This is a genomic window from Bradyrhizobium sp. CB2312 (assembly GCF_029714425.1).
In the GTDB taxonomy this organism is placed as follows: domain Bacteria; phylum Pseudomonadota; class Alphaproteobacteria; order Rhizobiales; family Xanthobacteraceae; genus Bradyrhizobium.
Window position 1 is genome coordinate 7612186 of sequence record NZ_CP121668.1, and the last position, 26101, is coordinate 7638286.

Genomic DNA, 26101 nt, shown 5'->3' on the forward strand with positions numbered 1-26101 from the left:
GCTCGTCAAGATCCTGATTCGCATCTCGAAAGCCGTATCATTCCCGTCATAAATCCCTTGGGAAAAGCGGCTTTCGCCGGTTGCCCTCGCGGCGCACCGCGGCCATTGTCCAGCCGCATGAGGCGCCTCGCGCGACTCGCCCGGATAGCGACATTGCCTTCCATGGTATTGTCCCGGCAGGGGGATTCGCGCCTGCCAACAGAGATGCGTGCTTATGAAAATCACCCGCCTGCGCCTTCACGGCTTCAAGTCCTTCGTTGAGCCCACGGACTTCGTCATCGAGCCCGGCCTGACCGGCGTGGTCGGCCCCAACGGTTGCGGCAAGTCGAATCTCGTCGAAGCGCTGCGCTGGGCGATGGGCGAGACCTCGTACAAGAGCCTACGCGCCGCCGACATGGACGCGGTGATCTTCGCCGGCTCCGGCAACCGTCCGGCGCGCAACCACGCCGAAGTGACGATGACGATCGACAATGCCGATCGCACCGCGCCGGCGGCGATGAACGACAGCCAGCTGCTCGAAATCTCCCGCCGCATCGAGCGCGAGGCCGGCTCGGTCTATCGCATCAACGGCCGCGATGTGCGCGCCCGCGACGTGCAGATCCTGTTTGCGGATGCCGCCACCGGCGCGCGTTCGCCCGCCCTCGTCCACCAGGGCAAGATCGGCGAGATCATTCAGGCCAAGCCCGAGCAGCGCCGCCGCGTGCTGGAAGACGCCGCCGGCGTCGCCGGCCTGCACGCCCGCCGCCACGAAGCCGAGCTGCGGCTGAAGGCCGCCGAAACCAACCTCACCCGCGTCGAGGACGTGATCGGCCAGCTCTCCGGCCAGATGGAAGGCCTGAAGAAGCAGGCGCGCCAGGCCGTGCGCTACCGCGAGGTCGCCGCCAAGGTCCGCAAGGCCGAGGCCACGCTGTTCCATTTGCGCTGGATCGGCGCCCATGCCGACGTCAACGAATCCGGCCAGACCCACGATCTCGCCGTGCGCGAGATGGCCGAGCGCACCCAGCACCAGGCCGAGGCCGCCCGCATCCAGGCGATCCGCGCCGCCGAAATGCCGGCGCTGCGCGATGCCGAAGCGCGCGCCGCAGCCGGCCTGCAGCGCCTGACCAATGCCCGCGAGCTGCTCGACCGCGAAGAGGAGCGCGCCAAGGAGCGCGTCGCCGAGCTCGAGCGCCGCCTTGCGCAGTTCGAAGGCGACATTTCCCGTGCTCAACAACAAACCATGGACGCCGACGTCGCGCTGCAGCGGCTCGACACCGAGGACGCCGAGCTGAAGGAAGAGATCAAGTCGCGCGTCGAGAAGCGTTCCGGTGTCGACGAGCGCGTCGCCGAGGCCGAGGCGGTGCTGACCGAGACCGAGCAGCAATTCGCCGAGCTGACCACCGCGCTCGCCGACCTCACCGCCAAGCGCAATCAACTGGAAGCCAATGTCCGCACCCACCGCGACAAGCTCGCCCGGCTCGACCAGGAGATCGCGAACGTCACCGCGGAAGAGCAGAAGCTCGCGCAGGAGACCGGCGGCTTCGGCGATCTCGACGAGCTGACCGCTCTGGTCGAGACCGCGGAGCAGACGCTGGCAGCTTCCGAAGCTGCGGCGCAGGCGAGCGAAGCCGCGCACGTCGCCGCGCGCCAGACGCTGGAATCCTCGCGCTCGCCGCTGAACGAAGCCGACAAGCGCGTGCAGCGCCTCGAGACCGAGGCGCGCACGATCTCCAAGATCGTCAACGGCGAGACCAAGAATCTGTGGCCGCCGATCATCGACGGCATCACCGTCGACAAGGGTTTTGAAAAGGCGATCGGCGCCGCGCTCGGCGACGATCTCGACGCGCCGGTCGACCCGTCGGCGCCGATGCGCTGGACCAATGCCGGCGTCACCGAGGGCGATCCGGAGCTGCCCGAGGGCGTCGTGTCGCTTGCCAACCACGTTCAAGCGCCGGCCGAGCTGGCCCGCCGCCTCGCGCAGATCGGCGTGGTGCCGCGCGAGCGCGGCGCCGAGCTGGTGTCGCAGCTCAAGACCGGCCAACGGCTGGTCTCGCCCGAGGGCGACGTCTGGCGCTGGGACGGTTTCGTCGCCGCAGCCCACGCCCCGACTGGTGCGGCGCGGCGTCTTGCCGAGCGCGCCCGTCTCGTCGACATCGAGAACGAGCTGGAGCAGGCCCGCATCGACGCGCAGATCAAGCGTCAGGCGCTGGAGAATGCCGAGTCCGAGCTGCAAATGGCCGCGAGCACCGAAGGTGCTTCGCGTGAAGCCTGGCGCGCCGCGCAGCGCGAGCTCAACGCCGCGCGCGAGCGCCACGCCGCTGCCGAGCGCGAGATCAGCCGCCACGCCGCCCGCAAGGCGACGCTGTCGGAAGCGCACAGCCGTCTCGCCGCCGACCGCGCCGAGGCCGAGGCCGCGCATGAATACGCCGCCGCCGGCATCTCCGAGCTGCCGTCGAGCGAGGACACCGAGACCCGCCTCGCCGCCGTCCGCAGCGACATCGAGGCCCATCGCCGCATGGCCGCGCAGGTCCGCGCCGAGGCGCAGGCGCTGGCGCGCGAGGCCGAGCTCGCCGACCGTCGCGTGCAGGCGATCCTCGCCGAGCGCACCGAGTGGCAGAACCGCAAGGAGAGCGCGGCCTCCCACATCGACACCATCCAGGCCCGTATTGCCGAGCTCACGATCGAGCGCAGCGAGCTCGAGAACGCGCCCGCCGTGTTCGCCGAGAAGCGCAGCGCGCTGATCACCGAGATCGAATACGCCGAGAACGACCGCCGCATGGCCGCAGACGCGCTCGCGACCGCCGAGACCGCGATGGCCGAGACCGACCGCGTCGCCAAGCTGACGCTCGAAGCGCTCTCCAGCTCGCGCGAGGCCACCGCCCGCGCCGAGGAACGCATGGAAGGCGCGCGGCGCCGGCTCGAGGACATCGAGCGCGAGATCCGCGACATGCTCGAGGTCGAGCCGCAGGCGGTTGCCGGCCTTGCCGAGATCGAGCCCGGCGCGGAGCTGCCGCCGCTGCACGACATCGAGGAAGACCTCGAAAAGATGCGCCGCGACCGCGAGCGCCTCGGCGCAGTCAATTTGCGCGCCGAGGAAGAGCTGCGCGAGGTCGAGACCCAGCACACCGGTCTCGTCACCGAGCGCGACGACCTCGTCGAAGCCATCAAGCGGCTGCGCCAGGGCATCCAGAGCCTCAACAAGGAAGCGCGCGAGCGCCTCCTGACCTCCTTCGAGGTCGTCAACAACCACTTCAAGCGCCTGTTCGTCGAGCTGTTCGGCGGCGGCGAGGCTGCGCTGCATCTGATTGAGAGCGACGACCCGCTGGAAGCCGGTCTCGAGATCATCGCAAAGCCGCCGGGCAAGAAGCCGCAGACGCTGTCGCTGCTGTCGGGTGGCGAGCAGGCGCTGACCGCGATGGCGCTGATCTTCGCGGTGTTCTTGACCAACCCCTCGCCGATCTGCGTGCTGGACGAAGTCGACGCGCCGCTCGACGACCACAACGTCGAACGCTACTGCAACCTCTTGCACGAGATGACCGGCTCGACCGACACGCGCTTCATCATCATCACGCACAATCCGATCACCATGGCGCGGATGAACCGCCTGTTCGGCGTCACTATGGCCGAGCGCGGCGTGTCGCAACTGGTGTCGGTGAGCCTCGCCGAGGCCGTGGACATTCTCGACCAGAACGTGGCGTGACGCTGCGGCCGCGCCACACCCATTGACGTCATCATCCGCCTTGTGCGCAAATTGCGCACTGGAGCGGATGATCCAGTACGCCGCGGCTTCTCGGTTGGCGGCACTGTCTCGGAGTACTGGATGCCCCGCCTTCGCGGGGCATGACTGCGGATGATGATCACCCCCACCCTCCCCGCCGAACTGAAAGCCGCCCTCGACGGCAAGCTGCAGGGCTTCTCCCGGACCGACGCCGCCCAGCGCTCGCAGAAAATCTCCACCTCCTATCGCGCCGGCGGCGGCTCCGGCACGATCAAGTCGGAGGCTGATGCGCTGGCTTACGCGCTGGCGCGCATGCCGGCGACCTACGCGGCCGTGGCCGCGAGCCTGAACGCGCTGACCGAGAGCGCGCCTGATCTCGCCCCGGAGACGCTGCTCGACGTCGGCGCAGGCCCGGGCACTGCGAGCTGGGCCGCTGCGGAGGCGTTTCCATCGCTGCAGGATTTCACCCTGCTCGACGCCAACGCCACGCTGAGCCGGCTCGCGCTCGAGCTGGCGCGCGACAGCTCGCGGCTTTCGGAGTGCCGCTATCTGCCGGGCGATGCCGGCGGCAACCTCACTGAAGTCTCGCAAGCCGATCTCGTCATCGCCAGCTACATCATCGGCGAGCTCAATGAAGGCGACCAGCGCAAGCTGACGGAAGCGATGTGGGCGAAAGCTCGCCACGCGCTGGTGGTGATCGAGCCCGGCACGCCCGCCGGCACCACCCGCATCCTCGCACTGCGCCAGCAGTTGATCGCGGCTGGGGCGTACGTCGTTGCGCCCTGCCCGCACGAAAAACCCTGCCCGCTCACCGCGCCCGACTGGTGCCATTTCAGCCAGCGCCTGCCGCGCTCACAGGCGCACCGCCAGATCAAGGGCGCCGAAGTGCCGTTCGAAGATGAGCGCTTCATCTACGTCGCTCTAACCCGTACGCCGCCGGCAACGCGTGCGTCACGCGTGCTGGCACCGCCCGATGTCGGCAAGGCCGAGATCGCGGCCAAGCTCTGCACCGAGGGCGGCGTCGACCTAGCGAAGGTGCCCCGCCGCGACAAGGCGGCCTATGCAGGTGCCCGGCGCTGGCGCTGGGGCGATGCCGTTATTGCCGAAAGTTAACCTCATTCAGGGCTTTGCCCTTGAACTTGGATGGTTCCCGGTTCGACCAAGTCTTACCTTCCCCTGTGCGCCGGGGCTCTCGTCCTGCGCCAATTTGGTCTACCCTAGCGCCCGCCTCAATTCCCCTTCAGGAGTCCTCCATGTCGACCGGCTGGATCGTTCTCGGCGTCATCGTCGTCCTCGTGTTCCTGGCGTTCAGCGCCTACAACCGCCTGGTGGCGCTGGGCCAGCGGGTCGGCCAGGCCTTTGCCGATATCGACGTGCAGCTCAAGCAGCGTCACGACCTGATCCCGAACCTGGTCGAGACCGTGAAGGGCTATGCCTCGCACGAGCGCGGCACGCTCGACGACGTCATCAAGGCGCGCAATTCGGCGATGTCGGCGCAGGGTCCGGCGCAGGTGTCCGCCGCCGAGAACCAGCTCTCCGGCGCGCTCGGCCGCCTGATCGCGCTGTCGGAGGCCTATCCCGACCTCAAGGCCAACGCCAATTTCCAGCAGCTCGCATCCGAGCTCTCCGACCTCGAGAACAAGATCGCGGCGAGCCGCCGCTTCTTCAACAACGCGGTCCAGGAATACAACACCGGCATCCAGCAGATGCCCGCCGCGCTGTTCGCCGGCATGTTCGGCTTCACCAGGAAGGACTTCTTCGATCTTGGCGCCAGCCGCACCGACGTCGAGGCCACGCCTCAGGTGAAGTTCTGATTTGAGCCGATAGGCCGGCAGGGCAACGCGTCATGGCCGCGTATGGTCTCTACACGCACATCGCCTCGAACAAGTTTCGTTCGATGCTGCTGCTCGCCGGCCTGTTCGCGCTGGTCTATGTGCTGGTCTACGCCGGCGCGCTGGTCGCCGAGGTTCTCAGCGACAGCAACCGGACCGTCGCCTTCTACCTGAGCCACGCCTTCCATGATCTGATCGTCGCCGCGCCCATTGCGACGGTCGTCACAGTGGCCTGGGTCGTGATCGCCTATTTCTTCCACCAGTCGATGATCGACGCGGTGACCGGCGGCCACGACGTCACCCGGCAGGAGGAGCCGCGGCTCTACAACCTGCTCGAAAACCTCTGCATCTCGCGCGGCATCACCATGCCGAAGCTGAAGATCATGGAAAGCCCGGCGCTGAACGCGTTCGCGACCGGCCTCAACCCGCGGCAATACTCGGTCACCGTCACCACAGGCCTCCTCAACGCGCTGAACGACAAGGAGATCGAGGCGGTGCTGGGGCATGAGCTGACCCACATCAAGAACGGCGACGTGCAGCTGATGGTGGTGGCCGTCATCATCGCCGGCGTGGTCGGCTTTTTCGGCGAATTGTTCTTCCGCCTGTTCACGAATTTCAGCTGGAGCTCCGGCGGCTCGTGGTCGTCGGGCTCCTCCTCGTCATCGCGCTCGTCCTCCTCGTCGAGCGACAGCAAGAGCTCCGGCGGCGGCGCGGTGATCGTCATCATCATCGCGGTCGTGCTGATCGTGGTGGCCTGGCTGATGTCGCAGGTGGTGAAGCTGGCGCTGTCGCGCTCGCGCGAATATCTCGCCGACGCCGGCTCGGTCGAGCTGACCAAAGACCCCGATGCCATGATCTCAGCCCTGCGCAAGATCGAGGGCCGCGGCGAACTGCCGGGCGCGACCTCGGCGGTCATGGAGCTCTGCGTCGACAATCCGCGCGAGGGCTTTGCCGATTTGTTCGCGACCCACCCTTCCGTGCAGTCCCGGGTCGATGCGCTGGTCAAGTTTGCCGGCGGCCACGATCCCGGCCCGCTGCCCGACCCGACCGAAGCGACGGATCAGCCCGAGGCGCAGGCTGACTCGCAGACCACCCCGCCGCGGCTGTCGCAGGGACCGTGGGGCGATGCAGCTGGTCCGGCCAGTCCGCCGCCGGTCCCCACGCCCAGCCCCTCCGGAACCGCGGCTGGCAATCCCATGGGTCCCTGGGGCCGCCATTGAACTGGGCACCGCATGCGGCTGTTACGCAACGATCAGGAAAAACCCCGCGCATAGCTGCATCAGCGTGCCGAGGATTTGAATTCTCCCTTGTTTCTGCCATGTTCGCGCCCAACAGCAGACTTGGGACGTCTTTTGGGACATCGATTTGGGGCCCGGCCGATTGCGACCTCGCGATCGGGGGCGCGCGTTAGGGGACAGCAATGGCAAAGCCGGCAGTGGTTGTGGTGGGCGCGGACAAGGGCGGGGTCGGCAAGACCACGGTGTCGCGCACCCTGCTCGATTATTTCTCGGCCAACAACGTGCCGACGCGTGCCTTCGACACGGAGTCGCCGCGCGGAACCCTGAAGCGCTTCCACCCTGATATCACCGAGATCGTCGACATGACGACGACGGCCGACCAGATGAAGATTTTTGACACGCTCAACGCGGTCAGCCCGTCGGTCACCGTCATCGACGTCCGCGCCGGCCTGCTCTCGCCTGCACTGGCTTCGCTGCGCGACATCGGCTTCCTCGACGCCGCCAAGGCCGGCCAGATCACCTTCGCGGTGTTCCATATCCTCGGCCCCTCGATCGCCTCGCTGGAGGAGATCGCCGAGACCGCCGGCTTCATGACTGGCGCAAAATATTTCCTGGTCAAGAACTTCATCAACGACACCCAGTTCTTCCAGTGGGACCAGGCGACCTATAATTCCTACTTCCACCGCATCAAGGACGCCACCGAGCTGACTATCCCCAAGCTCAACGAGATGGCCTATGAGCAGGTCGAGGTGTCCTCCGTCCCGTTCCTGAAATTCGTCGCCAACAAAGGCATCAGCGACGAGGCCGCGAACTATTCGTTCGTGCTGCGCGGCTATGTCCGGCACTGGCTGGCCAATGTCTGGAGCGAGTTCGACCGGATCCGGCTGACCGACATCGTCGGTTCGAAGCCGGTGACCCGCAACAGCGAAAAATAGTTGCGCAAGCAGGGCTGATACGGCTGGATTGGGCGACAAGATCGCTCAAATAATATGCCGCAATGTCTGCCACGCCCGTCTACATTATCTGCTCGCCCCGCCCGCAGGTCGGCAAGACCCTGCTGGCGCGGCTGCTGAGCGAATTCCTGCTGCTCAAGAACGGCAATGTCGCGGCCTTCGACGTCAATCTGAAGGAGCCGTCGCTGCTGGACTACCTGCCGAAGATCACGGAGACCGCCGACGTGATCGACACCTACGGCAAGATGCAGCTGATGGACCGCGTCATCGTCGATGATGGCCTTGCCAAGGTGATCGACCTCGGCTTCCACGCCTTCGACGAGTTCTTCAAGATGACCGAGGAGATCGGCCTGTTGAAGGAGGCCGCGCGCCGCCACGTCGCACCGCAGATCATGTTCATGGCCGATACCGACCGCGTCTCGGCCCGTGCCCACGAGATGCTGCGTCAGCAACTTCCGCGAATGAGCCTGATCACCGTGGACAACGAATATGTCGTGCGCGGCGAGCTGCCCGCCGCGATGGAAGGCGGCCGGCTGTTCCGCCTGCCCGCCCTGCCGGGCTTCCTGAAGACCTATATCGACCGGCTCAACTTCTCCTTCACCGGCTATCTGCGCCAGGAGAAGGACTCCTCGACCGAGCTGCACCAGTGGACCCGGCGGAACTACCTCGCCTTCCGCGAGCTCGAGCTCAACCTGATCCTGCAACGGTCGTAGAGTATGCTCAGCCGGCGAACTCGGTGTTCACCTCTCCCCAGCGGGGAGAGGTGAACCGAGGCCGCAGCCGACAGCAATCCAAACAAAATAGCCCGGGCGACATTCTACGCCCGCTCAGTGCCCCTCGAACGTCATCAGCGTGCGCACCGGGACGTCCATCGCGCGCAGCTTGGCAGCGCCACCGAGCTCGGGCAGGTCGATGATGAAGCAGGCGGCGACGACGTTGGCGCCGATCTGGCGCAGCAGCTTCACCGCGCCCTCGGCGGTGCCGCCGGTGGCGATGAGGTCGTCGACTAGGATCACGCGCTCACCGGGCTGGATCGCGTCGACATGCATCTCCATCTCGTCGATGCCGTATTCGAGCGAATAGGCGATGCGCACGGTGGTGTGCGGCAGCTTGCCCTTCTTGCGGATCGGCACGAAGCCGGCCGAGAGCTGGTGCGCCACCGCGCCGCCGATGATGAAGCCGCGCGCCTCCATGCCGGCGACCTTGTCGATCTTGTTGCCGGCCCAGGGATTGACGAGCTCGTCCACCGCCCGGCGGAAGGCGCGCGCATCCGCGAGCAGGGTCGTGATGTCGCGGAACATGATCCCCGGCTTGGGATAGTCGGGGATGGTCCGGACGCTTGCCTTGATATCGTGGTCAAATGTCATGGTTATCTCGCTCTGGCTTCTCCACCGTCATTGCGAGCGAAGCGAAGCAATCCAGTTCTTCTCCGCGGCAGCAGTCTGGATTGCTTCGTCGCTTCGCTCCTCGCAATGACGGCCCTCACTCAATTCGTCCCGGCATCCAGCCGGAACGCATTCTCGACGATCTTCAAGCCCACCTCGTTGCCGAGCGACATCAGCGATTCCGGGTGGAATTGCACGCCGGCGACCGGGAGGGTCTTGTGCTCCAGCGCCATGGCGACGCCATCCTCAGTGCTGGCGGTAACGGACAACACCTCCGGCATGCTGTCGCGCTCGACGAACAGCGAGTGATAGCGGCCGATCACGATCTCGTTCGGCAGATTGCGCATCAGCCGCCCGCCGCGCACCTGCACCCGCGAGGGCCGGCCGTGGGCGGGATGGGTGAGCTGGCCGAGCTCGCCGCCGAAATATTCGCCGATCGCCTGCACGCCGAGGCAGACGCCGAACACCGGCAGCTTCTTCTCCAGCGCCGCATCGATCGTCTTCCTGATCCCGAAATCCTCAGGGCGGCCCGGGCCGGGCGACAGCACCAGCAAATCCCACCTCTTCCGCTTGAGCATGTCGAGCGCATGCACATAGCGGACCACGGTGACCTCGGCGCCGACCTGGCGGAAATAATCGGCGAGCATGTGCACAAAGCTGTCGTCGTGGTCGATCAGCAGCACCTGCTTGCCCGAACCAGTGGCATCCGGCGCAAAGGTCGAAAGCGGCTTTGGCGGGTCGCCGCGCAGCGCCTGGAACAGCGCGGCAGCCTTGACCTGGCACTCGCGGTCTTCCGCGGCGGGGTCTGAATCGAACAGGCAGGTGGCGCCGACGCGCACTTCGGCGAGGCCATCCTTCATGCGGATGGTGCGGATGGTGAGGCCGGTGTTGATGCTGCCGTCGAAATTCACCGCGCCGATCGCCCCCGCGTACCAGCGCCGCGGCGAGCGCTCGTGATCCTCGACGAACTGCATCGCCCACAGCTTTGGCGCGCCTGTTACGGTGACGGCCCAGGCGTGGGTGAGGAAGGCGTCGAGTGCGTCGAAGCCGGGGCGCAGCATGCCCTCGACGTGGTCGACGGTGTGAAACAGCTTCGAGTAGGTCTCGATCTGACGGCGCGCCAGCACCTTGATGGTGCCGGGGACGCAGACGCGTGCCTTGTCGTTGCGATCGACGTCGGTGCACATGTTGAGCTCGAACTCGTCCTTCTCCGAGTTCAGCAGCTGGCGGATCTGCTCGGCATCGCCGATCGCGTCGGTGCCGCGCGCGATCGTGCCCGAGATCGGGCAGGTCTCGACGCGGCGGCCATCGGAGCGCACGAACATTTCCGGCGAAGCGGAGACGAGAAACTCGCCCTCGCCGAGATTCATCAGCGCGCCATAAGGCGACGGGTTGATGACGCAGAGGCGCTGGAAGACTTCGGCCGGCGAGCGATCGCACGGTTCGGCGAAGAGCTGGCCGGGCACGGCCTCGAACAGATCGCCACGTGCAAACGCCGCGCGCGCGGTCTCGACGGTCGCCTGATATTCGCCGGGCGCGTGATCGGCAAAGCCCTGGCGCGGCGTCTTGAGATATGGGCTCACCGCGGTTTCGCGCGGCAGGCCCTCAGTGGATTTGCCCTTCCAGGCGAAGTCATAACTCAGCACCACGCCGCGGCCGGTGGCGCGGTCATAGGCCAGCAGACGATCGGGCACATAGAGCACGATGTCGCGCTGGTCGGCGTCGCGCGGGCGCTTCTGCACGAGGTCCTCGATCTGGAACACGAGGTCGTAGGCGAAGGCGCCGAACAGGCCGAGCAGCCCGTCCTCATTGGCGGAGAAGGCGGCGACGATGTCGCGCACCAGGGACATCACGCTGGAACGCCGGGTGCGCTGGTCTTCCTCGACCGGCGCATCGCCGCGGATGATGTGACCGGCAAGGCGCGTCGCCGTCTTCTCGGAGATCACCACGCAGGGCTCGCGCAGCACGTCTGCGAGGAAGGCGATCAGCACCTGGCCGCGCTCGTTCAGCGCTTCCAGCTTGAAATTGACGCCTGATGTCTCGAGCTTGAGCGGCGGATCGGAGAAGCCGAGGTCAAAACTCTCGTAACGGCCGGGCACGGTCGTGCCCGAGGATAGCACCACGCCGCGGCGGCGATCGAGCAGGTTGACGAGATCGTCGAGCCGGTTGGCGCCGCCGGTGAACTGCTCGGCCACGCGCGTGATCGCAAGACCGCCGCGGGTCACGTAGTCACTTCGGGCCGGAAGGGCAAAGACAGTCCTGTTCATGTGATCCTCTTGGGGTCCTCTTACGAGACTTGCCGAGGGAACGCCACACAGGACAAACGATAAGGCCGCCGCACTGCGTTGGCGACCTCAGACGATTTGGGAAAGGAAAATCGCACCGGCCACCTCTTTAGGAGGTGCGCCACCAAAGACGGGCTGGGCGGACGGCGGTGCTCATGGGGCGGATACTCACCATGGCCCGGGGGCGCCGTCAAGGGCGGGCTACAGGTTAGAGGCCACACCGCGTCCAAAGCGCGGCCATCTCTGCATCGGTAGCGAACTCGCCTCGATCCGCCTCGCGGAGGCCTTCGAGAACGGCCGCCCGATGCGCCTCAGGGACCTTGAAGACCTCGCGCTCCGAACGCGCATCGGCTTCCGATTTATCCTCCACGCCGCTACCCCAGATGCTTCCGGAAAAACTCCGTCGCCCTGCCCCAGGCGAGCTCGGCGGCTTCGCGGTCGTGAACGGCCTGGCGCTGCTCGTTGACGAAGGCGTGTTCGGCGTCATAGCGGAACAGCTCGAGCGACTTGCCGGCGGCCTTCATGGCTTTCTCGAAGCCGCCCACCAGCTCCGGGGTGCACCAATCGTCCTTGTTGGCGAAATGCGCCTGCAGCGGGATCTTGACGTCGGCGGGCTTGGCGGCCTGCTCCGGCGGGATGCCGTAGAACACGACGCCGGCGGCGAGCTCGGGCACATGCACCGAGCCGATGATGGTGACGGCGCCGCCGAGACAGAAGCCTGTCAAGCCGACCTTGGCGCCGTTGCGCGACAGGTACTGCGCGGCGCCGCGCACGGTCTGCGTGGTGGCGTCCATGAAATCGAGCGAGTTCATCTCCTTGTTGGCGGAATCCGTGTCGTGATACGGCACCACCTTGCCCTTGTAGAGATCGGGCGCCAGCGCATCGAAGCCGGCGAGCGCAAAGCGATCGCACAGGCCCTTGATCTGGTCCGACAGGCCCCACCATTCCTGGATCACGACCACGCCCGGCGCATTGCCGCGCGCGGCATTGGCGAGATAGCCCGAGGCGTCCTTGCCATCCGGGCGCTTGAAGGTGATGGCGGTTCCCATGGTGTCCTCCGGTGAGTTTCTGGGGAGCGGTTGGCGGTCATTGTGGCGGGTGAGGACGTGTGAAGCAATCCACACTCTCGTCATTCCGGCGGTGCGCAGCACCGAACCCGGAATCTCGAGATTCCGGGTTCGCGCTATCGCGCGCCCCGGAATGACCGCACAACAAAAAAGCCCCCTTGCGGGGGCTTCTTCATTCTCGTCGCGCGCCGCTCAGTGGGAGTCGGCCCAGACCTTCTTCTTGGTGAAGTACATCAGCAGCGCGAAGATGATCAGGAACACGAACACCTGGAAACCGAGGCGCTTGCGCGCTTCCATATGCGGCTCCGCGGTCCACATCAGGAACGTGGTGACGTCCTTGGAATATTGCGCGACCGTGGTCGGCGAGCCGTCGTCATAGGTCACCTGGCCGTCGCTGAGCGGCTTCGGCATCTTGATGGCGTGGCCCGGGAAGTACCTGTTGTAGTAGGAGCCCTCCGGGATCGTCACGCCCTCCGGCACCTTCTCCTCGAAGCCCTGGAGCACCGCCGCGACGTAGTCCGGGCCCTGCTCCTGGTATTGGGTGAAGAAGTCGAAGATGAACCAGGGGAAGCCGCGGCCGTAGGAGCGCGCCTTGGTGATCAGCGACAGGTCGGGGGGCGCCGCGCCGCCATTGGCCGCACGGGCGGCCTGCTCGTTCGGGAACGGCGAGGGGAAGTAGTCGGCTGCCCGGCCCGGGCGCTCGAACATGTCGCCCGCATCGTTCGGACCATCCTTGATCTTGTAATCGGAAGCGAAGGCCGCCACCTGGGCCAGGGAATAGCCGGGGCCACCGGGTTCGCCCAGATTGCGGAAGGCGATGAAGGACAGGCCGTGGCAGTTGGCGCAGACCTCCTTGTAGACCTTCAGGCCGCGCTGGAGCGCACCGCGGTCGAACTTGCCGAACGGACCTGAGAACGACCATTTGTTGCCGGGCGGCCTGTCGCTGCCTTCGCTGGCCCGGGCATCACCGAGGCTGCCGAGGAACAGCGCACCGGCGGCGACCAACGCGACCGCGACGGAGGCCACCGCCTTGCTGCCCTTGGCGAGGATCGCCTCCGAGATCGAGTTCGGCACCGGCCGCGGCGTCTCGATGCGCGAGAGCAGCGGCAGCACGATCAGGAAGTAGGCAAAATAGCACACCGTCAGGACCCGGCCGGCAACCACGTAGATGCCTTCCGGCGGCTGCGCGCCGAGATAGCCGAGCAGGATGCAGACCGCGACGAAGATCCAGAAGAACTGCTTGGCCAGCGGACGGTACTTCGACGACCGCGTCCTCGCGCTGTCCAGCCAGGGCAGGAAGCACAGGATGATGATCGCCGAGAACATCGCGATGACACCCGCGAGCTTGTTCGGGATCGAGCGCAGGATCGCGTAGAACGGCAGGTAATACCATTCCGGCACGATGTGCGGCGGCGTCACGCCCGGATTCGCCGGGATGTAGTTGTCGGCGTCGCCGAGATAGTTCGGCATGTAGAAGATGAACCAGGCATAGAGCAGCAGGAAGCAGGACACGCCGAACATGTCCTTGATGGTCGCGTGCGGCGTGAACGGCACCGTGTCCTTTTCCGTCTTCGGCTCGACGCCGTCGGGATTGTTCTGTCCGGCGACATGCAGCGCCCAGACGTGCAGCACGACGACGCCCGCGATCAGGAACGGCAACAGATAGTGCAGCGAGAAGAAGCGGTTCAGCGTCGGGTTGCCGACCGAATAGCCGCCCCACAGCAGCGTCACGATGCTCTCGCCGACATAGGGAATGGCGGAGAACAGGTTAGTGATGACGGTGGCGCCCCAGAAGCTCATCTGGCCCCACGGCAGCACGTAGCCCATGAAGCCCGTCGCCATCATCAGGAGGTAGATGATGACGCCGAGGATCCACAGCACCTCGCGCGGCTCCTTGTAGGAGCCGTAATAGAGGCCGCGCAGCATGTGGACATAAACCGCGAAGAAGAACATCGACGCGCCGCAGGCGTGCATGTTGCGCAGCAGCCAGCCGTAATTGACGTCACGGACGATCAGCTCGACCGACTTGAAGGCGAGATCGGCGTGCGGCGTGTAATGCATCGCCAGGATCACGCCGGTGAGGATTTGCATCCCGAGCATGAAGGAGAGGATGGCGCCGAAGGTCCACCAGTAGTTCAGATTGCGCGGGGTGGGATAGACGACGAAGGAAGAGTGCATGAGGCCGAGGATCGGCAGGCGCCGCTCGATCCATTGCAGGGCCGGATTGCTCGGCTGGTAGTCGGATGGTCCGCTCATGATGCGATCCTGAGGAAATATAACGACGAGACGGCGCGAAGCTTCGGACGCAGGTCCGAAGCTCAGCCGATCTGGATTTTGGTGTCGGAAACGAACTGGTACGGCGGCACGGCCAGGTTCGCGGGCGCGGGCCCCTGGCGGATGCGGCCGGACGAGTCGTACTGCGAACCATGGCAGGGGCAGAAGAACCCGTCGTAATTGCCCTCATGGGCGATCGGGATGCAGCCGAGATGGGTGCAGATGCCGATCACGACCAGCCACTGCTCATGGCCGGACTTGACGCGGGCCTCGTCGGTCTGCGGATCGGGCAGGCTCGCCACGTTGACGGCGCGCGCCTCTTCGATCTGCTTCTTGGTGCGGTGGCTGATGTAGATCGGCTTGCCGCGCCAGAACACCTTGATGTCCTGCCCCTCGGCGACCGGGCTGAGATCGACCTCGATCGGCGCACCGGCGGCGATGGTCGACGCATCGGGATTCATTTGGGAGATGAAGGGCCAGAGCGCGGCTGCGCCCCCTACTGCTGCAGCTGCCCCCGTTGCAACGAATAAGAAATCACGGCGTGTCGGATGGTCCGCCGAAGACGCTGTCGTCACGATTCCAACCCTTTCTTCTTTTGCTGCCGGCGGAACCGCTCCGGGAGCCCCCAAGGTCCCCAGAACAGCCTGCCGGCGCCCGCGGCCCCCCGCGGCGGCAGAACTTTCACTTGTCCCCACCAAAACAAGGGCGAAAACAGCAGTCCAGAATCGTTCTATTGGCACCCTTGCCGGGCGAGCGCAAGCCCGCTAACGGCGCGGGAGCGTGCAATGCACGAATTCCCGCGCCAGCGATGTTTTATTGAGACAATTCGGTCCCGGCCCAACCCGACGCCAAGCCATGCAGATAGCGCTTTTCCAACCCGACATCCCCCAGAACACCGGCACGATTCTCAGGCTCTGCGCCTGCTTCGGGCTGGCCGCCCACATCATCGAGCCGGCAGGGTTCCCGGTCTCCGACCGGCATTTCCGCCGGGCGGGAATGGATTATCTTGACCATGTCAGCATCGTCAGACACAGCTCCTGGCTGACGTTCGAGGAGTGGCGCGCGGCACAGGGCTACCGCCTGCTGCTGTTCACCACCAAGGGTGCCACCGACTACCGCGATTTCCGTTACCAGACGGCGGACATCCTGCTATTCGGACGCGAGAGCGCCGGGGTCACCGACGCGGTGGTCGAGGCCGCGGACGCGCGGCTGGTGATCCCGATCAATCCGGGCCTGCGGTCGCTCAATGTCGCCATGACCGCGGCGATGGCCGCAGGCGAGGCGCTGCGGCAACTCCGGAACCCGCAAGTTTGAGACCATTGAGGAGAGAAGCGTGAGTTACGCGGTCAAGGAGATCTTCCTGACCCTGCAAGGCGAAGGCGCCCATGCCGGGCGCGCGTCGGTGTTCTGCCGTTTTGCCGGCTGCAACCTCTGGAGCGGCCGCGAGGCTGACCGCACGGACGCCGTGTGCAAGTTCTGTGACACGGATTTCGTCGGCACCGACGGCACGCTCGGCGGCCGTTACGCTTCCGCCGCGGACCTCGCCGACACCATCGCCGCGCAGTGGACCGCGAGCGCGGGCAACCGCTACGTGGTGCTGACCGGCGGCGAGCCGCTGCTCCAGGTCGATGCCGACCTGATCGATGCGCTCCATGCGCGCGGCTTCGAGATCGGCGTCGAGACCAACGGCACGATTGCAGCGCCTGACGGCCTCGACTGGATCTGCGTCAGCCCCAAGGGCGGCAGCGAGCTCGTGCAGACGCGCGGCCATGAGCTGAAGCTGGTCTATCCGCAAGCCCTCGCCGCCCCCGAGACCTTCGAGAGCCTTGCCTTCGAGCGCTTCTCGCTCCAGCCGATGGACGGCCCGGAGGTCACGGAGAACACCGCGCGCGCGATCGACTATTGCCTGCGCCATCCGCAATGGCGGCTGAGCGTGCAGACGCATAAGTCGCTCGGCATCAGATAGGATTGGTTTTCGGACAGATGTGGGAATTGACGAAATCGTTCCGCTTCGAGGCGGCGCATTCACTATCGGGCACGACGTTCGGCGCGGCGAGCGAGGAGATCCATGGCCACTCCTTCCGCGCCGAGGTGACGCTGCGCGGCACGCCCGATCCCAAGACCGGCATGGTGGTCGATCTCGGCCTTGTCCAGCGCGCCATCGAGGACGTCCGGCTGACGCTCGACCACAAGTACCTCAACAAGATCGAGGCGCTGGGCACGCCGACGCTGGAAAACCTCTCGCGCTTCGTCTGGGAGCGGCTGGCGCATATCGGCAAGCTGACCCGCGTCAGCATCCACCGCGACAGTTGCAACGAGAGCTGCACCTATTACGGTCCGCAGGAATAGTCACGATCTCGGTCTCGCAGGGTGGGCAAAGCGGAGCGTGCCCACCAATCAAGACGACGGTGAAAGATGGTGGGCACGGCGCAAGGGCGCCTTTGCCCACCCTACGGCAGGTTTGTTCGGGAATTGAATATGGACGCATCGACAATCGAAGACCGCAAGAGCCGCGCCCGCGCCTGGTTCGAAGCCTTGCGCGATGACATCTGCGCAAGCTTCGAGCGCCTCGAGGACGAGGCGCCGCAAAGCCTCTATCCGGGCGAAGCCGGCCGCTTCGCGCGCACGCCCTGGCAGCGCACCGACCACTCTGGCGCGGCCGGCGGCGGCGGCGTGATGTCGATGTTGCATGGGCGCCTGTTCGAGAAGGTTGGCGTGCATTGCTCGACCGTGCACGGCGAATTCGCGCCCGAGTTTCGCGCGCAGATCCCGGGCGCGGCGGACGACCCGAAATTCTGGGCCTCCGGCATCTCGCTGATCGCGCACATGCGCAATCCGCATGTGCCAGCCGTGCACATGAACACGCGCTTCGTCGTCACCACAAAGGCCTGGTTCGGCGGCGGGGCCGATCTGACGCCCGTACTGGATCGCCGGCGCACGCAGGACGACGCCGACACGCTCGCCTTCCATGCCGCGATGAAAGAGGCGTGCGACCAGCCGAACGGCGTTGCCGACTACGACAAGTACAAGAAGTGGTGCGACGAGTATTTCTACCTGCCGCACCGGAAAGAGGCGCGCGGCGTCGGAGGCATCTTCTACGACTGGCATGACAGCGGCGACTGGGACGCCGACCTCGCCTTCACCCAGGATGTCGGCCGCACCTTCCTGAAGATCTACCCTGAGATCGTCAGGCGCAATTTCGCGACAAGCTGGACGGCGGTTGATCGCGAGGAACAACTGGTCCGGCGCGGCCGCTATGTCGAGTTCAACCTGCTCTACGACCGCGGCACCATCTTCGGGCTCAAGACCGGCGGCAATGTGGACTCCATCCTGTCGTCGCTGCCACCGGAGGTGAAATGGCCATGAGCCCATTGAGGCCGCTGCCGCGCGCGATGCTGATCGACATGGACGACACCATCCTGTCGGCCTATGGCCGGCCCGAGATCGCCTGGAACACCATCGCCCATGAATTCGCCGCAGAGCTCGCGCCGCTGCCGCCGCGGGAGGTCGCAACCGCGGTGCTGGCCTTCGCGCGAAGCTTCTGGGCCAATGCGGACGCCTCATGGCGGCTCAAGCTTGGCGAGGCGCGACACATCACCGTCAAGGGCGGCTTCGCCGCGCTCGCCGCCGCCGGCCACCGCACCCTCCCCGACGATCTCGCCATCCGCATCGCCGACCGCTTCACCGCCTATCGCGAGGAGGAGATGTTCGTCTTCCCCGGCGCGCATGAGGCGATCGACCAATTGAAGGCGCTCGGCGTCAAGCTCGCGCTGGTGACCAACGGTGCCGCCGATACCCAGCGCGCCAAGGTCGAGCGCTTCGAGCTCGCGCACCGCTTCCACCACATCCAGATCGAGGGCGAGCACGGTTTCGGCAAGCCCGAGGAGCGCGCCTATCTGCACGCGATGGAAGCGCTCGGCGTCAGCGCGAAGGACACCTGGATGATCGGCGACAATCTGGAATGGGAAGTCGTGACGCCGCAGCGGCTCGGCATCTATGCGATCTGGATCGACGTGCATGGCGACGGCCTGCCCGCAGGCTCGACTGTCAGGCCCGACCGCATCATCCGCTCGCTGACGGAGCTCGTGCCGGACCGGCGGTGATCGGGGCACGAGACCAAAGAAATCGAAAACAACCCCATGCACAGTAGACGGGCGCTGCAAATTCAAAGGCTTACTGATTTTCCGAACAGTCGTTGACACGTCGGGCAAAACAGGGGCATCATGTCACCGTCGCGCTGTCTGCGATGGCCGGCCGCGTGAGCTGCACATGCCAGCTTGGCGGGGCTATTGCATATGAGGAGAGCGTTGGGCGCACCAAAACATCCACCGCGTCATGGCCGGGCTTGTCCCGGCCATCCACGGTCTTGCCTGTGGCACAAACAACGTGGATGCCCGGGACAAGCCCGGGCATGCGACCTCGTAAATCTTCAAAGCGATTGCTCTAGCGAACCACCGCCTCCCGACATCCGACAGCTTCCCTGCCCCACTTGAAGTGAATTGCCTCACAGTTCGCAATCCGGAATTGCGGTATTTTTGCGCCATTGGGCGTGGAGTGAGTTGGAGGCGATCATGGAGCAGGAGAAGGACGCAGCGCAGACGCAACCTCCCGCCGCGGGACCGCTGGGTTGGCTCGCCAAGTTCGATCGCGGGTTCACCCTCGTCAAAGGTCTCTCGGTCGTCACGGTGCTGAGCAGCCTGTTTGTCGGATCCTTCCAGTATCTGAGCTCCTATCAGGACAAGGTGAGCGCGCAGGCCAAGGAAAACATGCAAGCTGCGGCGAAGACGTTCGACGAGATCTCGACGAAGTTTTCCCAGGTGCAGGCGCTGCAACAGCAGCTGTTCTCCGACTACGCGACCGCGCTCGACGATCGCGCCGACGCCGACGAGCAGGCTCTTGCCGTCAAAAGCGCCCAGGAGATTCTGAAGGTCTACGAAGATACCCAGCTCGCCCTGTTCGAAACCGGCGAGCTGATGGCGCGGAACGCCCAGATGTACATCGATTGGGCGACGAATTTCAGGCGCGACCCGACCGAACAAACCGAGCCGACCAGCGACCCGCTCGACCAGACCCTGCTTCGCGCTTATGACTTCGATTGCGACCACAACTTGCCGCAATTCTTGCCCGCGAACGGCAGCACGGCCGCCGCCCCGCGCGCGTCTACGGAGAATGCGTGCACGATCGATGCCCGGCATAATTGGGACCCGGCTTATTCCTACGTCGACATCTGTCCCAAGAACCGCGAGAAGGCCGGCTCGAGCGAGTCCGTCACGATTCACTGGTATAGCGCCAAGCACCAGGTGCTGGTGATGCACTACTGTCTGCGCAATCTGCACGAGAGGTTGGCGCCGGTGCGCCACTGGGCCTCGCGACCCGAGGTGAAGGCCGCCGCGAGCGAGGGGTCACCGTCGGTCGATCGGGACAATATCCAATTGGCGATCGACCTTCAGGCCAAGCGGCTCAATGCCTTCATGAACCTTGCGACCTTCGACATGGACGGCATCCGGGAGAGCTATCGTCCGGACAGCTTTGCCTGCCGTATCCCGATCGTGACGTCCGTGGTGGGCCTCTTCAACGATTCCTGCACGCCGATCAAAACAACGCCGATCATCGTCACCAGGCGTTGATATCGCACCGGAATCTCTGGGCGGCCCGGAGGCGTTCGCATCACCGGCTGAACCCGGCCGTCGGTGATCGCCCTGTCATGACCGCCTGCTAGCCTCCCCGCCGAGTCGATCAACTCGAAAGGAAAATCCATGGACTTGAAAGCCGGCGATGTCGTGATGCTGAAATCCGGCGGCCAGCCGCTGACCGTCGCGGAAGTGAAAGAAGACGACGTGCTCTGCATCTGGATGGGCATGGAAGGCGACCTGTTCCGCGAGACGCTGCCGCTGGCCACGCTCGTGCAGGTGGAAGAAGACCCCGACGAGGAAGAGGACGACGAAGACGAGGAAGAAGACGACGAGGACGAAGATGAGGAGTAGGCGCACCTAGGACCGCATCCTCGTTAGGCCGGAGTCTTCCGCTCCGACGCTCCTGATGTCCGCTTCGCTGTCAAGAACGGTGCAATAGCGGACATTGCTGGATGGCCGCCGGTTCGGCGCGACCGCGGGATCGATCACCGAACCGGTTACGTCGGGGGTTGGACCGTCAAGCCGTGAAGAAGGTCGCCAGATAGGCTATGGCGGCCAAAACAAACGTGGCTCCGATGACTGCTAATGCGGCCTGTTTGGTTGAAACATCCCGCATCTCGGGCCTCCTTCAATTGGACACACCAAGCACCGTCAAGGACCGCTTGTCGTGGCCCGGCGTCTGAAATTCGATCGTTTGGCCAACCGATAGGCCAATCAATGCAGCGCCGACCGGCGTAAGAACCGAAACCCGTTTGAGGGTGATGTCTGCTTCGTGCGGATACACCAACACCACGTCCCGGACCTCACCGGTCCTGTCATCGCAGAACCGGACCTGCGAGCCCATGCGGACCACCCCCCGAAGCTCGGAATGGTCCACCACTACTCTTGCACGCTCCATCTCCTGTGCAAGGAAATGGGCCACACGCGGGAAGAATGTCGCGCTCGAGCTCGCCAGCGCATTCAGACGCCTGGCCTCATCCTCGATCACCGTGAGGGGCGGCAATGCGATGTCAGGCTTGCTCCTGCCGTTGGTCTTGCTCATCTTGTCTCTCCTTTCCTAAGCAGCCGATGGGCCCGGATCATCGTCATCAAAGCGCTTCTGTCCCTGCATCGGACCGCCAAACAGAACCCTGACAACGTCATTCGGATCGGTTCGACTGACGCTCTCGATCCTGACCACATTCGTGCGCCCCGCGGCCAAGAAGGGGATTTCGCTTCCGACCTTCAGCCCCACCAATGCTGCACCCAACGGCGACATCACGGGAATTTGGGTGCGTTCGGACGCATAGTCTTCGGGATACACAAGCTGCTTCGTCTCACAAAGGAGACCCCAGTTGACCCAGAACGTCACCCAGGATCCCATGGTGACAATGCTGTCCAACCGAGCCGCGCGATCAGGGACGATTTCCGCGCGCTGGATCTCACTCAACAGAAAACGTGCATCCACGTCGCCTTGAGCTGCGCCCAAGCACGCGAGCCGTTCCAAGCGGCGATGCTCGGAAGCCGAAAGAGTGACCTCGGGGATAGAGGGAATGCCCATGACATGCTTCCTTGTTTGGCTTCCCATGAGAAAGCCACTCCAAATCTGGTCTATGAAGGAAGGGGTATCCGGACGGCATCAATTGCCGCCCGGCTAGACTCCTGCTTGGAGCCGTCCGGCACGCAGGCAACGCCGCGCAATGCGCGGATCGATGTCGAGGGCGTGGATCATGTCATTACCAACATAGGATCTTCCGCCCGGGCCTGCATCGCGACGAAAGCGCGCACGCCTGTTCCGCGCAGCGTCAGCACCCCGTCCATCGCTTTTCGAAACGTGCGTGATGAGGGTCTGATCAATGTCTGCCACGGGGTCATAAGCCAGCGCACTTCCGGACTGTCAGGCAGATTTGCGAAACGGCGGCTTCCTCGGTTGCTGTCTCGCTGCACGGCCAATGGCGGCGATCGCCTCCATCTCGTCGACGAGGCTGGACCGATCGATATCGGCCTTCATGGCTTCGCCGAGGAGACCGGCTGCCATCCTGAATCGCGGCTCTGCAATCAACCGGTTCACCGCCGCGGCAATGTCCGCTTCCGAGGCGGTCGGCGGCAATTGAAGCCCTGCCCCCTTCGCCTCGATGCGCGCGGCGTTGGCGGCCTGGTCCCGTCCCATTGGCAGAATGAGTTGCGGCAATCCGTTGATGAGTGAACGCGTGGTCGTTCCGTGACCGCCTTGCGAAATCACCACGGACACATCCTTCATGACCAGGTCGTGGGGAGCGCCCCGGGTCAAATGCACATTCTTCGGAGCCCTGAGATCGGCGACGTCCAGATTGGGACCGGCCGTTGCAAGGGCGTCGATGTCGACTGTCTCCATCGCGTCGATAATGCGCTGAAACGTGTCGCGCTGGCCCTGCGCGCCCGTGCTGCATGCGATCAGCGCGCGAGGACGACCCGATCGAACCGACCATGGCGCCCGCCATGCCTCCGTCTGCAGGGATCTGGACCAGTTCGGGACATCGAGCAGCGGTCCGACATAGCGAAAATTGCCGGGCAGCGCGTCAGCTTGAAAGTCGAACGCCTGGCTGGTCGCAAGCAAAAGCCGGTCAGCGCGATCGAACAGATCGAAGACATCCGCCAGCGGAGGAAGATCGAGATCAGCACGCGCGCGGTTGAGAGCAGGCAGAAACGCATTGATCGTTTCGGCCTGCCTGGCGTTGGCGGCGTCGACCTCGGCGCGCTCTCCTGGCGTCTTTGGCTGGGTCAATCCGCTGGTGGCGGGCGGCATTCCCGGCAAAGGCCGAAGGCTGACGTGAGGGGACAGCAGAGCGAAAGGCACATCGGCTGCCTCTGCCCCGAGCGCGCCACCAAAGAGCACGTCAAGCACGAGAACTGCATCCGTCGGCGCGCGGCTGATCTCATCCCTTATATCGGCAGCATAGAGCGCGGCCGGATCAAATACGGCCCGGCGTAAGAAGTCCTGTATGTCCGAGACATCGACCGGATCCGCAGCCGTTCCGGTCGGAGCGCGACGCCATGTGACGAATGCAAAGCCGGAGGCCTCGACCTCACGGCGCATCGCCGGATCCGCCATCACCCGGACATGATGACCATTTTGGCGCAGCCGCCGCGCCGCGGTCAGCATCGGACTCAAATTCCCGAGAGTCCCCCACGACGCCAGCAGGAAATCATACGACATCATCGAACCTTCTCCATCACTTGGCCGCGCGTGTCCGCGTAGCTGCCGCCAAGAATGAAGAGGCGTGCACTACTGAACGATCTCTCTTCAGATCGAGATGGTTACAGCTGTAAGGAGACGACGGCCGCTTGTGGGCGCAAAGCGGACAGTTGAGGTCATGGACGGGTCGCGCAGTGGCCGTGAGCTATCTTGCGCATCACGCCGTCATCATCAACCGCGATCCAAGATCGCAACTCACCGCACGACGGCTTGGATAAGGGGCCGCCCTAGAAAGCCAGGGCTATCCATATGGCGCAACGGGCACTGAGGCTTCCACGGCGTCATGGCCGGGCTTGTCCCGGCCATCCACGCCTTGCCCAGTCGCACAAAGAACGTGGATGCCCGGGACAAGCCCGGGCATGACGACCTCGGGAATGTTCATATGCGATTGCGCGACGACACCCGTTTTTGTCCGGACTTCGAACGACGAGGCAAGTTCCGTGGGGCACGATTGTAACCAGACATGACTTTCGGCACGTCTTCCTGCAGCGCCCGTCGGCACATCACCTGCTCTTCAATCTGATGGAGTCGACAGTTCCCTGGATGAAGGCCTGGAGTTTCGTGATGTCCCCTTCCCTCAGCTTGCCGCTGAAATCAGGCATGCCCTGCTCGCGGAACGGGCCGTGGAAGACGATATTCCTCAGATTGTTGATCGTCTCAGTGCCGACATAACCGAGATTGACGATGTTGCCGCCGCGGCCGACGCCGGGCACACCGTGGCAGGCGACACAGGCCGCCGTGACATAGATCTCCGCGCCTTCCTTGATATCGTTCGGGTCGTACTTCACGCCCTGCAACAGACCTTCGGTCTGATATTTGACGAACGCCGGCAGCTTCGCGGTGCCGCCGAGCGCGTATGTGTAGATCGTTCCCGGGTTCTGGTACTCGGTCGCACGATGCGTGAGGCCGTAGGAGCCGCCCCAGCCGACCGCGATCGAGATGTATTGCCTGTCATCGACCATGTAGGTTGCGGCAGCCGCGATCGCGCCGGTCCCGGTCGGGATTTCCCACAGCTTGGTGCCTTTTGCCGCGTCGTAGGCGACGAAGCGGCCATCCGCCGTGCCCTGGAAAACCAGGTTGCCGGCGGTGGTCAGCGTGCCGCCGTTCCACGGCGAGGCGTGCTCGACGCGCCAGACTTCCTTTTGATGCACGGGATCCCAGGCGAGCAGACGCCCGAACGGGGCCGACTTCGGAGACGGATTGAAGACGAAGCCGATATTCCCGCCCATGATGGAGCCGAGCTTGCCTGGCGTGGCGGCATTCTGAACAAACGACTTTTCCGGCGTCAGATTGACCGGGATGTGCTGCGCCGGAAGGTAGACGAGACCGGTCTGCGGATTGAACGACATCGGCTGCCAGTTGTGCGCGCCGTCCGGTCCCGGAATGGACTCGTATTGATCTGCGTCGCGCGCAGCCGGCAGCTCAACGGGCCGTCCGTTGGCGTCGTATCCCGTCGCCCAATTCACATCGACGAAGTTCTTCGCCGAGATGAACTTGCCGTTGGTGCGATCGATGACGAAGAAGAAGCCGTTCTTCGGCGCGTGCAGGATCACCTTGCGCGGAACGCCGTCGATCTCGATGTCCGCCAGAATCATCGGCTGGGTCGACGTGTAATCCCAATTGTCGCCGGGCGTCTCCTGATAGTGCCAGATGTACCGGCCGGTGTCGGCGTCGAGTGCGACGATGGAGGCGAGATAAAGATTGTCGCCGCCCGACGGACTACGAAGCTTGCGATTCCAGGGACCGCCGTTGCCGGTGCCGACATAGACCATGTTCAGATCGGGATCGAACGTGATCGAGTCCCATGGCGCGCCACCACCCCCGTTCACCCAATATTTGCCGGCGGGATCCCAGGTCTTCGCCGCGGCTTCCATCGAGGCATCCTCGAATGGCTTGGACGGATCCCCGGGCACGGTGAACCAGCGCCAGAGTTGATTGCCCGTCTCGCTGTCATACGCCGTGACATAGCCGCGCACGCCATACTCGGCGCCGCTCTGGCCGATCACGACCTTGCCCTTGAAGACACGCGGCGCGCCGGTGATCGTGTAGGAATGCGCGTGATCGATCAGCGTGTCCGTTTCCCAGAGCTTGGCCCCGGTGGCGGCATCGAGCGCGATCAGGCGTCCGTCATAGGCGGCCTCGAAGACCTTGCCCTTGTAGAGGGCGAGACCACGGCTGACGGCGTCGCAGCAGCCCCGATAGGTCTTCGACCGGTCGACGCCTGGATCGAACGACCAGATCTTTATCCCGGTCCGCGCGTCGATGGCGTGGACCACGTTCCAGGGCGCCGACTGATACATGATGCCGTCGACGACCAGGGGCGTGGCCTCGATCCCGCGCGATGAGTCAAGATTGTAGCTCCAGACCAGCCCAAGATTCCCGACGTTGTCGGTGTTGATCTGATTGAGCTTGCTGAACCGCGTTTCGGCGTAGTCGAGGCCGACGGTCGGCCAATCCCAGGATGTCTTCGTGTTTGCCTTGATGAAGTCGCCGTCGACTCTCGCCATATCCGCCTTGATGCTG

22 protein-coding genes are annotated in these 26101 nt (G+C 64.7%); 13 read left to right on the plus strand and 9 right to left on the minus strand.

The annotated features are described in order from the left end of the window. Positions 1–214: 214 nt before the first annotated feature. From smc to QA642_RS36995, 6 genes are all read left to right on the plus strand, one after another. Positions 215–3679 carry a chromosome segregation protein SMC gene (gene smc, locus QA642_RS36970; protein WP_283081300.1) on the plus strand — a complete coding sequence of 1155 codons (3465 nt, stop codon included), beginning with the start codon at positions 215–217 and terminating at the stop codon, positions 3677–3679. A gap of 150 nt (positions 3680–3829) precedes the next feature. Further along, positions 3830–4810, plus strand: a complete 981-nt coding sequence (locus QA642_RS36975; RefSeq protein WP_283081301.1) for a small ribosomal subunit Rsm22 family protein — start codon at positions 3830–3832, stop codon at positions 4808–4810. Positions 4811–4950: 140 nt separating this feature from the next. Further along, positions 4951–5511: a LemA family protein gene (locus tag QA642_RS36980; protein WP_283081302.1), complete on the plus strand. Its 561-nt coding sequence runs from the start codon at positions 4951–4953 to the stop codon at positions 5509–5511. 32 nt (positions 5512–5543) lie between these two features. Continuing rightward, entirely contained in the window at positions 5544–6749 is a 1206-nt protein-coding gene (locus tag QA642_RS36985; protein WP_283081303.1) for a M48 family metallopeptidase, read from the plus strand. 200 nt (positions 6750–6949) lie between these two features. Continuing rightward, positions 6950–7702: a hypothetical protein gene (locus QA642_RS36990; RefSeq protein ID WP_027558136.1), complete on the plus strand. Its 753-nt coding sequence runs from the start codon at positions 6950–6952 to the stop codon at positions 7700–7702. 62 nt (positions 7703–7764) lie between these two features. Beyond that, on the plus strand, positions 7765–8433 hold the full coding sequence (locus QA642_RS36995) for a hypothetical protein (RefSeq protein ID WP_283081304.1): 669 nt from the start codon (positions 7765–7767) through the stop codon (positions 8431–8433). A gap of 114 nt (positions 8434–8547) precedes the next feature. Here the strand turns inward: QA642_RS36995 and QA642_RS37000 are convergent, their stop codons facing one another. From QA642_RS37000 to petA, 5 genes are all read right to left on the minus strand, one after another. Continuing rightward, positions 8548–9087 carry an adenine phosphoribosyltransferase gene (locus QA642_RS37000; RefSeq protein WP_018323310.1) on the minus strand — a complete coding sequence of 180 codons (540 nt, stop codon included), beginning with the start codon at positions 9085–9087 and terminating at the stop codon, positions 8548–8550. Positions 9088–9206: 119 nt separating this feature from the next. Continuing rightward, positions 9207–11372, minus strand: coding sequence for an anthranilate synthase component I (locus QA642_RS37005; protein ID WP_283081305.1), 2166 nt, complete (start codon positions 11370–11372; stop codon positions 9207–9209). A 392-nt stretch (positions 11373–11764) separates the two neighbouring features. Continuing rightward, positions 11765–12439, minus strand: a complete 675-nt coding sequence (locus QA642_RS37010; protein ID WP_095426928.1) for a dienelactone hydrolase family protein — start codon at positions 12437–12439, stop codon at positions 11765–11767. Between the two features lie 210 nt (positions 12440–12649). Beyond that, complete coding sequence (gene fbcH / locus QA642_RS37015) at positions 12650–14713, minus strand: cytochrome b/c1 (protein ID WP_283081306.1); 2064 nt, start codon at positions 14711–14713, stop codon at positions 12650–12652. A gap of 62 nt (positions 14714–14775) precedes the next feature. Further along, positions 14776–15306 carry a ubiquinol-cytochrome c reductase iron-sulfur subunit gene (petA, locus tag QA642_RS37020; RefSeq protein ID WP_283081307.1) on the minus strand — a complete coding sequence of 177 codons (531 nt, stop codon included), beginning with the start codon at positions 15304–15306 and terminating at the stop codon, positions 14776–14778. A 280-nt stretch (positions 15307–15586) separates the two neighbouring features. On the opposite strand from petA, the gene QA642_RS37025 reads away from it, so the two are divergent. The 7 genes from QA642_RS37025 (at position 15587) to QA642_RS37055 (ending at position 20715) form a co-directional block, all read left to right on the plus strand. Next, a complete protein-coding gene (locus tag QA642_RS37025; protein WP_283081308.1) occupies positions 15587–16045 on the plus strand; it encodes a tRNA (cytidine(34)-2'-O)-methyltransferase in 459 nt (152 codons plus the stop codon). A gap of 19 nt (positions 16046–16064) precedes the next feature. Next, positions 16065–16697 (plus strand): 7-carboxy-7-deazaguanine synthase, encoded by a 633-nt coding sequence (gene queE / locus QA642_RS37030; protein ID WP_283081309.1) that lies wholly within the window; start codon positions 16065–16067, stop codon positions 16695–16697. A 17-nt stretch (positions 16698–16714) separates the two neighbouring features. Then, positions 16715–17080: a 6-carboxytetrahydropterin synthase gene (locus tag QA642_RS37035; RefSeq protein ID WP_027558127.1), complete on the plus strand. Its 366-nt coding sequence runs from the start codon at positions 16715–16717 to the stop codon at positions 17078–17080. 129 nt (positions 17081–17209) lie between these two features. Next, positions 17210–18097, plus strand: coding sequence for an oxygen-dependent coproporphyrinogen oxidase (hemF, locus tag QA642_RS37040; RefSeq protein WP_283081310.1), 888 nt, complete (start codon positions 17210–17212; stop codon positions 18095–18097). Further along, positions 18088–18834: an HAD family hydrolase gene (locus QA642_RS37045; protein WP_283081311.1), complete on the plus strand. Its 747-nt coding sequence runs from the start codon at positions 18088–18090 to the stop codon at positions 18832–18834. Before hemF ends, QA642_RS37045 begins: the two co-directional genes overlap by 10 nt. A 468-nt stretch (positions 18835–19302) precedes the next feature. After that, entirely contained in the window at positions 19303–20358 is a 1056-nt protein-coding gene (locus tag QA642_RS37050) for a hypothetical protein (protein ID WP_283081312.1), read from the plus strand. A gap of 129 nt (positions 20359–20487) precedes the next feature. Continuing rightward, positions 20488–20715 carry a DUF2158 domain-containing protein gene (locus QA642_RS37055; protein WP_283081313.1) on the plus strand — a complete coding sequence of 76 codons (228 nt, stop codon included), beginning with the start codon at positions 20488–20490 and terminating at the stop codon, positions 20713–20715. A gap of 277 nt (positions 20716–20992) precedes the next feature. On the opposite strand, the gene rnk is transcribed toward QA642_RS37055, so the two are convergent. The 4 genes from rnk to QA642_RS37075 all read right to left on the minus strand — a co-directional run bounded on the left by rnk (position 20993) and on the right by QA642_RS37075 (position 26085). Next, the gene (gene rnk, locus QA642_RS37060; protein ID WP_283081314.1) at positions 20993–21406 is read right to left on the minus strand and encodes a nucleoside diphosphate kinase regulator; all 414 of its coding nucleotides are present in this window, start codon (positions 21404–21406) and stop codon (positions 20993–20995) included. A 15-nt stretch (positions 21407–21421) separates the two neighbouring features. After that, positions 21422–21904, minus strand: coding sequence for a GreA/GreB family elongation factor (locus QA642_RS37065; RefSeq protein ID WP_283081315.1), 483 nt, complete (start codon positions 21902–21904; stop codon positions 21422–21424). A 336-nt stretch (positions 21905–22240) separates the two neighbouring features. Beyond that, positions 22241–23542, minus strand: a complete 1302-nt coding sequence (locus QA642_RS37070; protein ID WP_349253806.1) for a glycosyltransferase — start codon at positions 23540–23542, stop codon at positions 22241–22243. A gap of 539 nt (positions 23543–24081) precedes the next feature. Then, positions 24082–26085 (minus strand): PQQ-dependent dehydrogenase, methanol/ethanol family, encoded by a 2004-nt coding sequence (locus QA642_RS37075; protein ID WP_283081316.1) that lies wholly within the window; start codon positions 26083–26085, stop codon positions 24082–24084. Between the last annotated feature and the right edge of the window lie 16 nt (positions 26086–26101).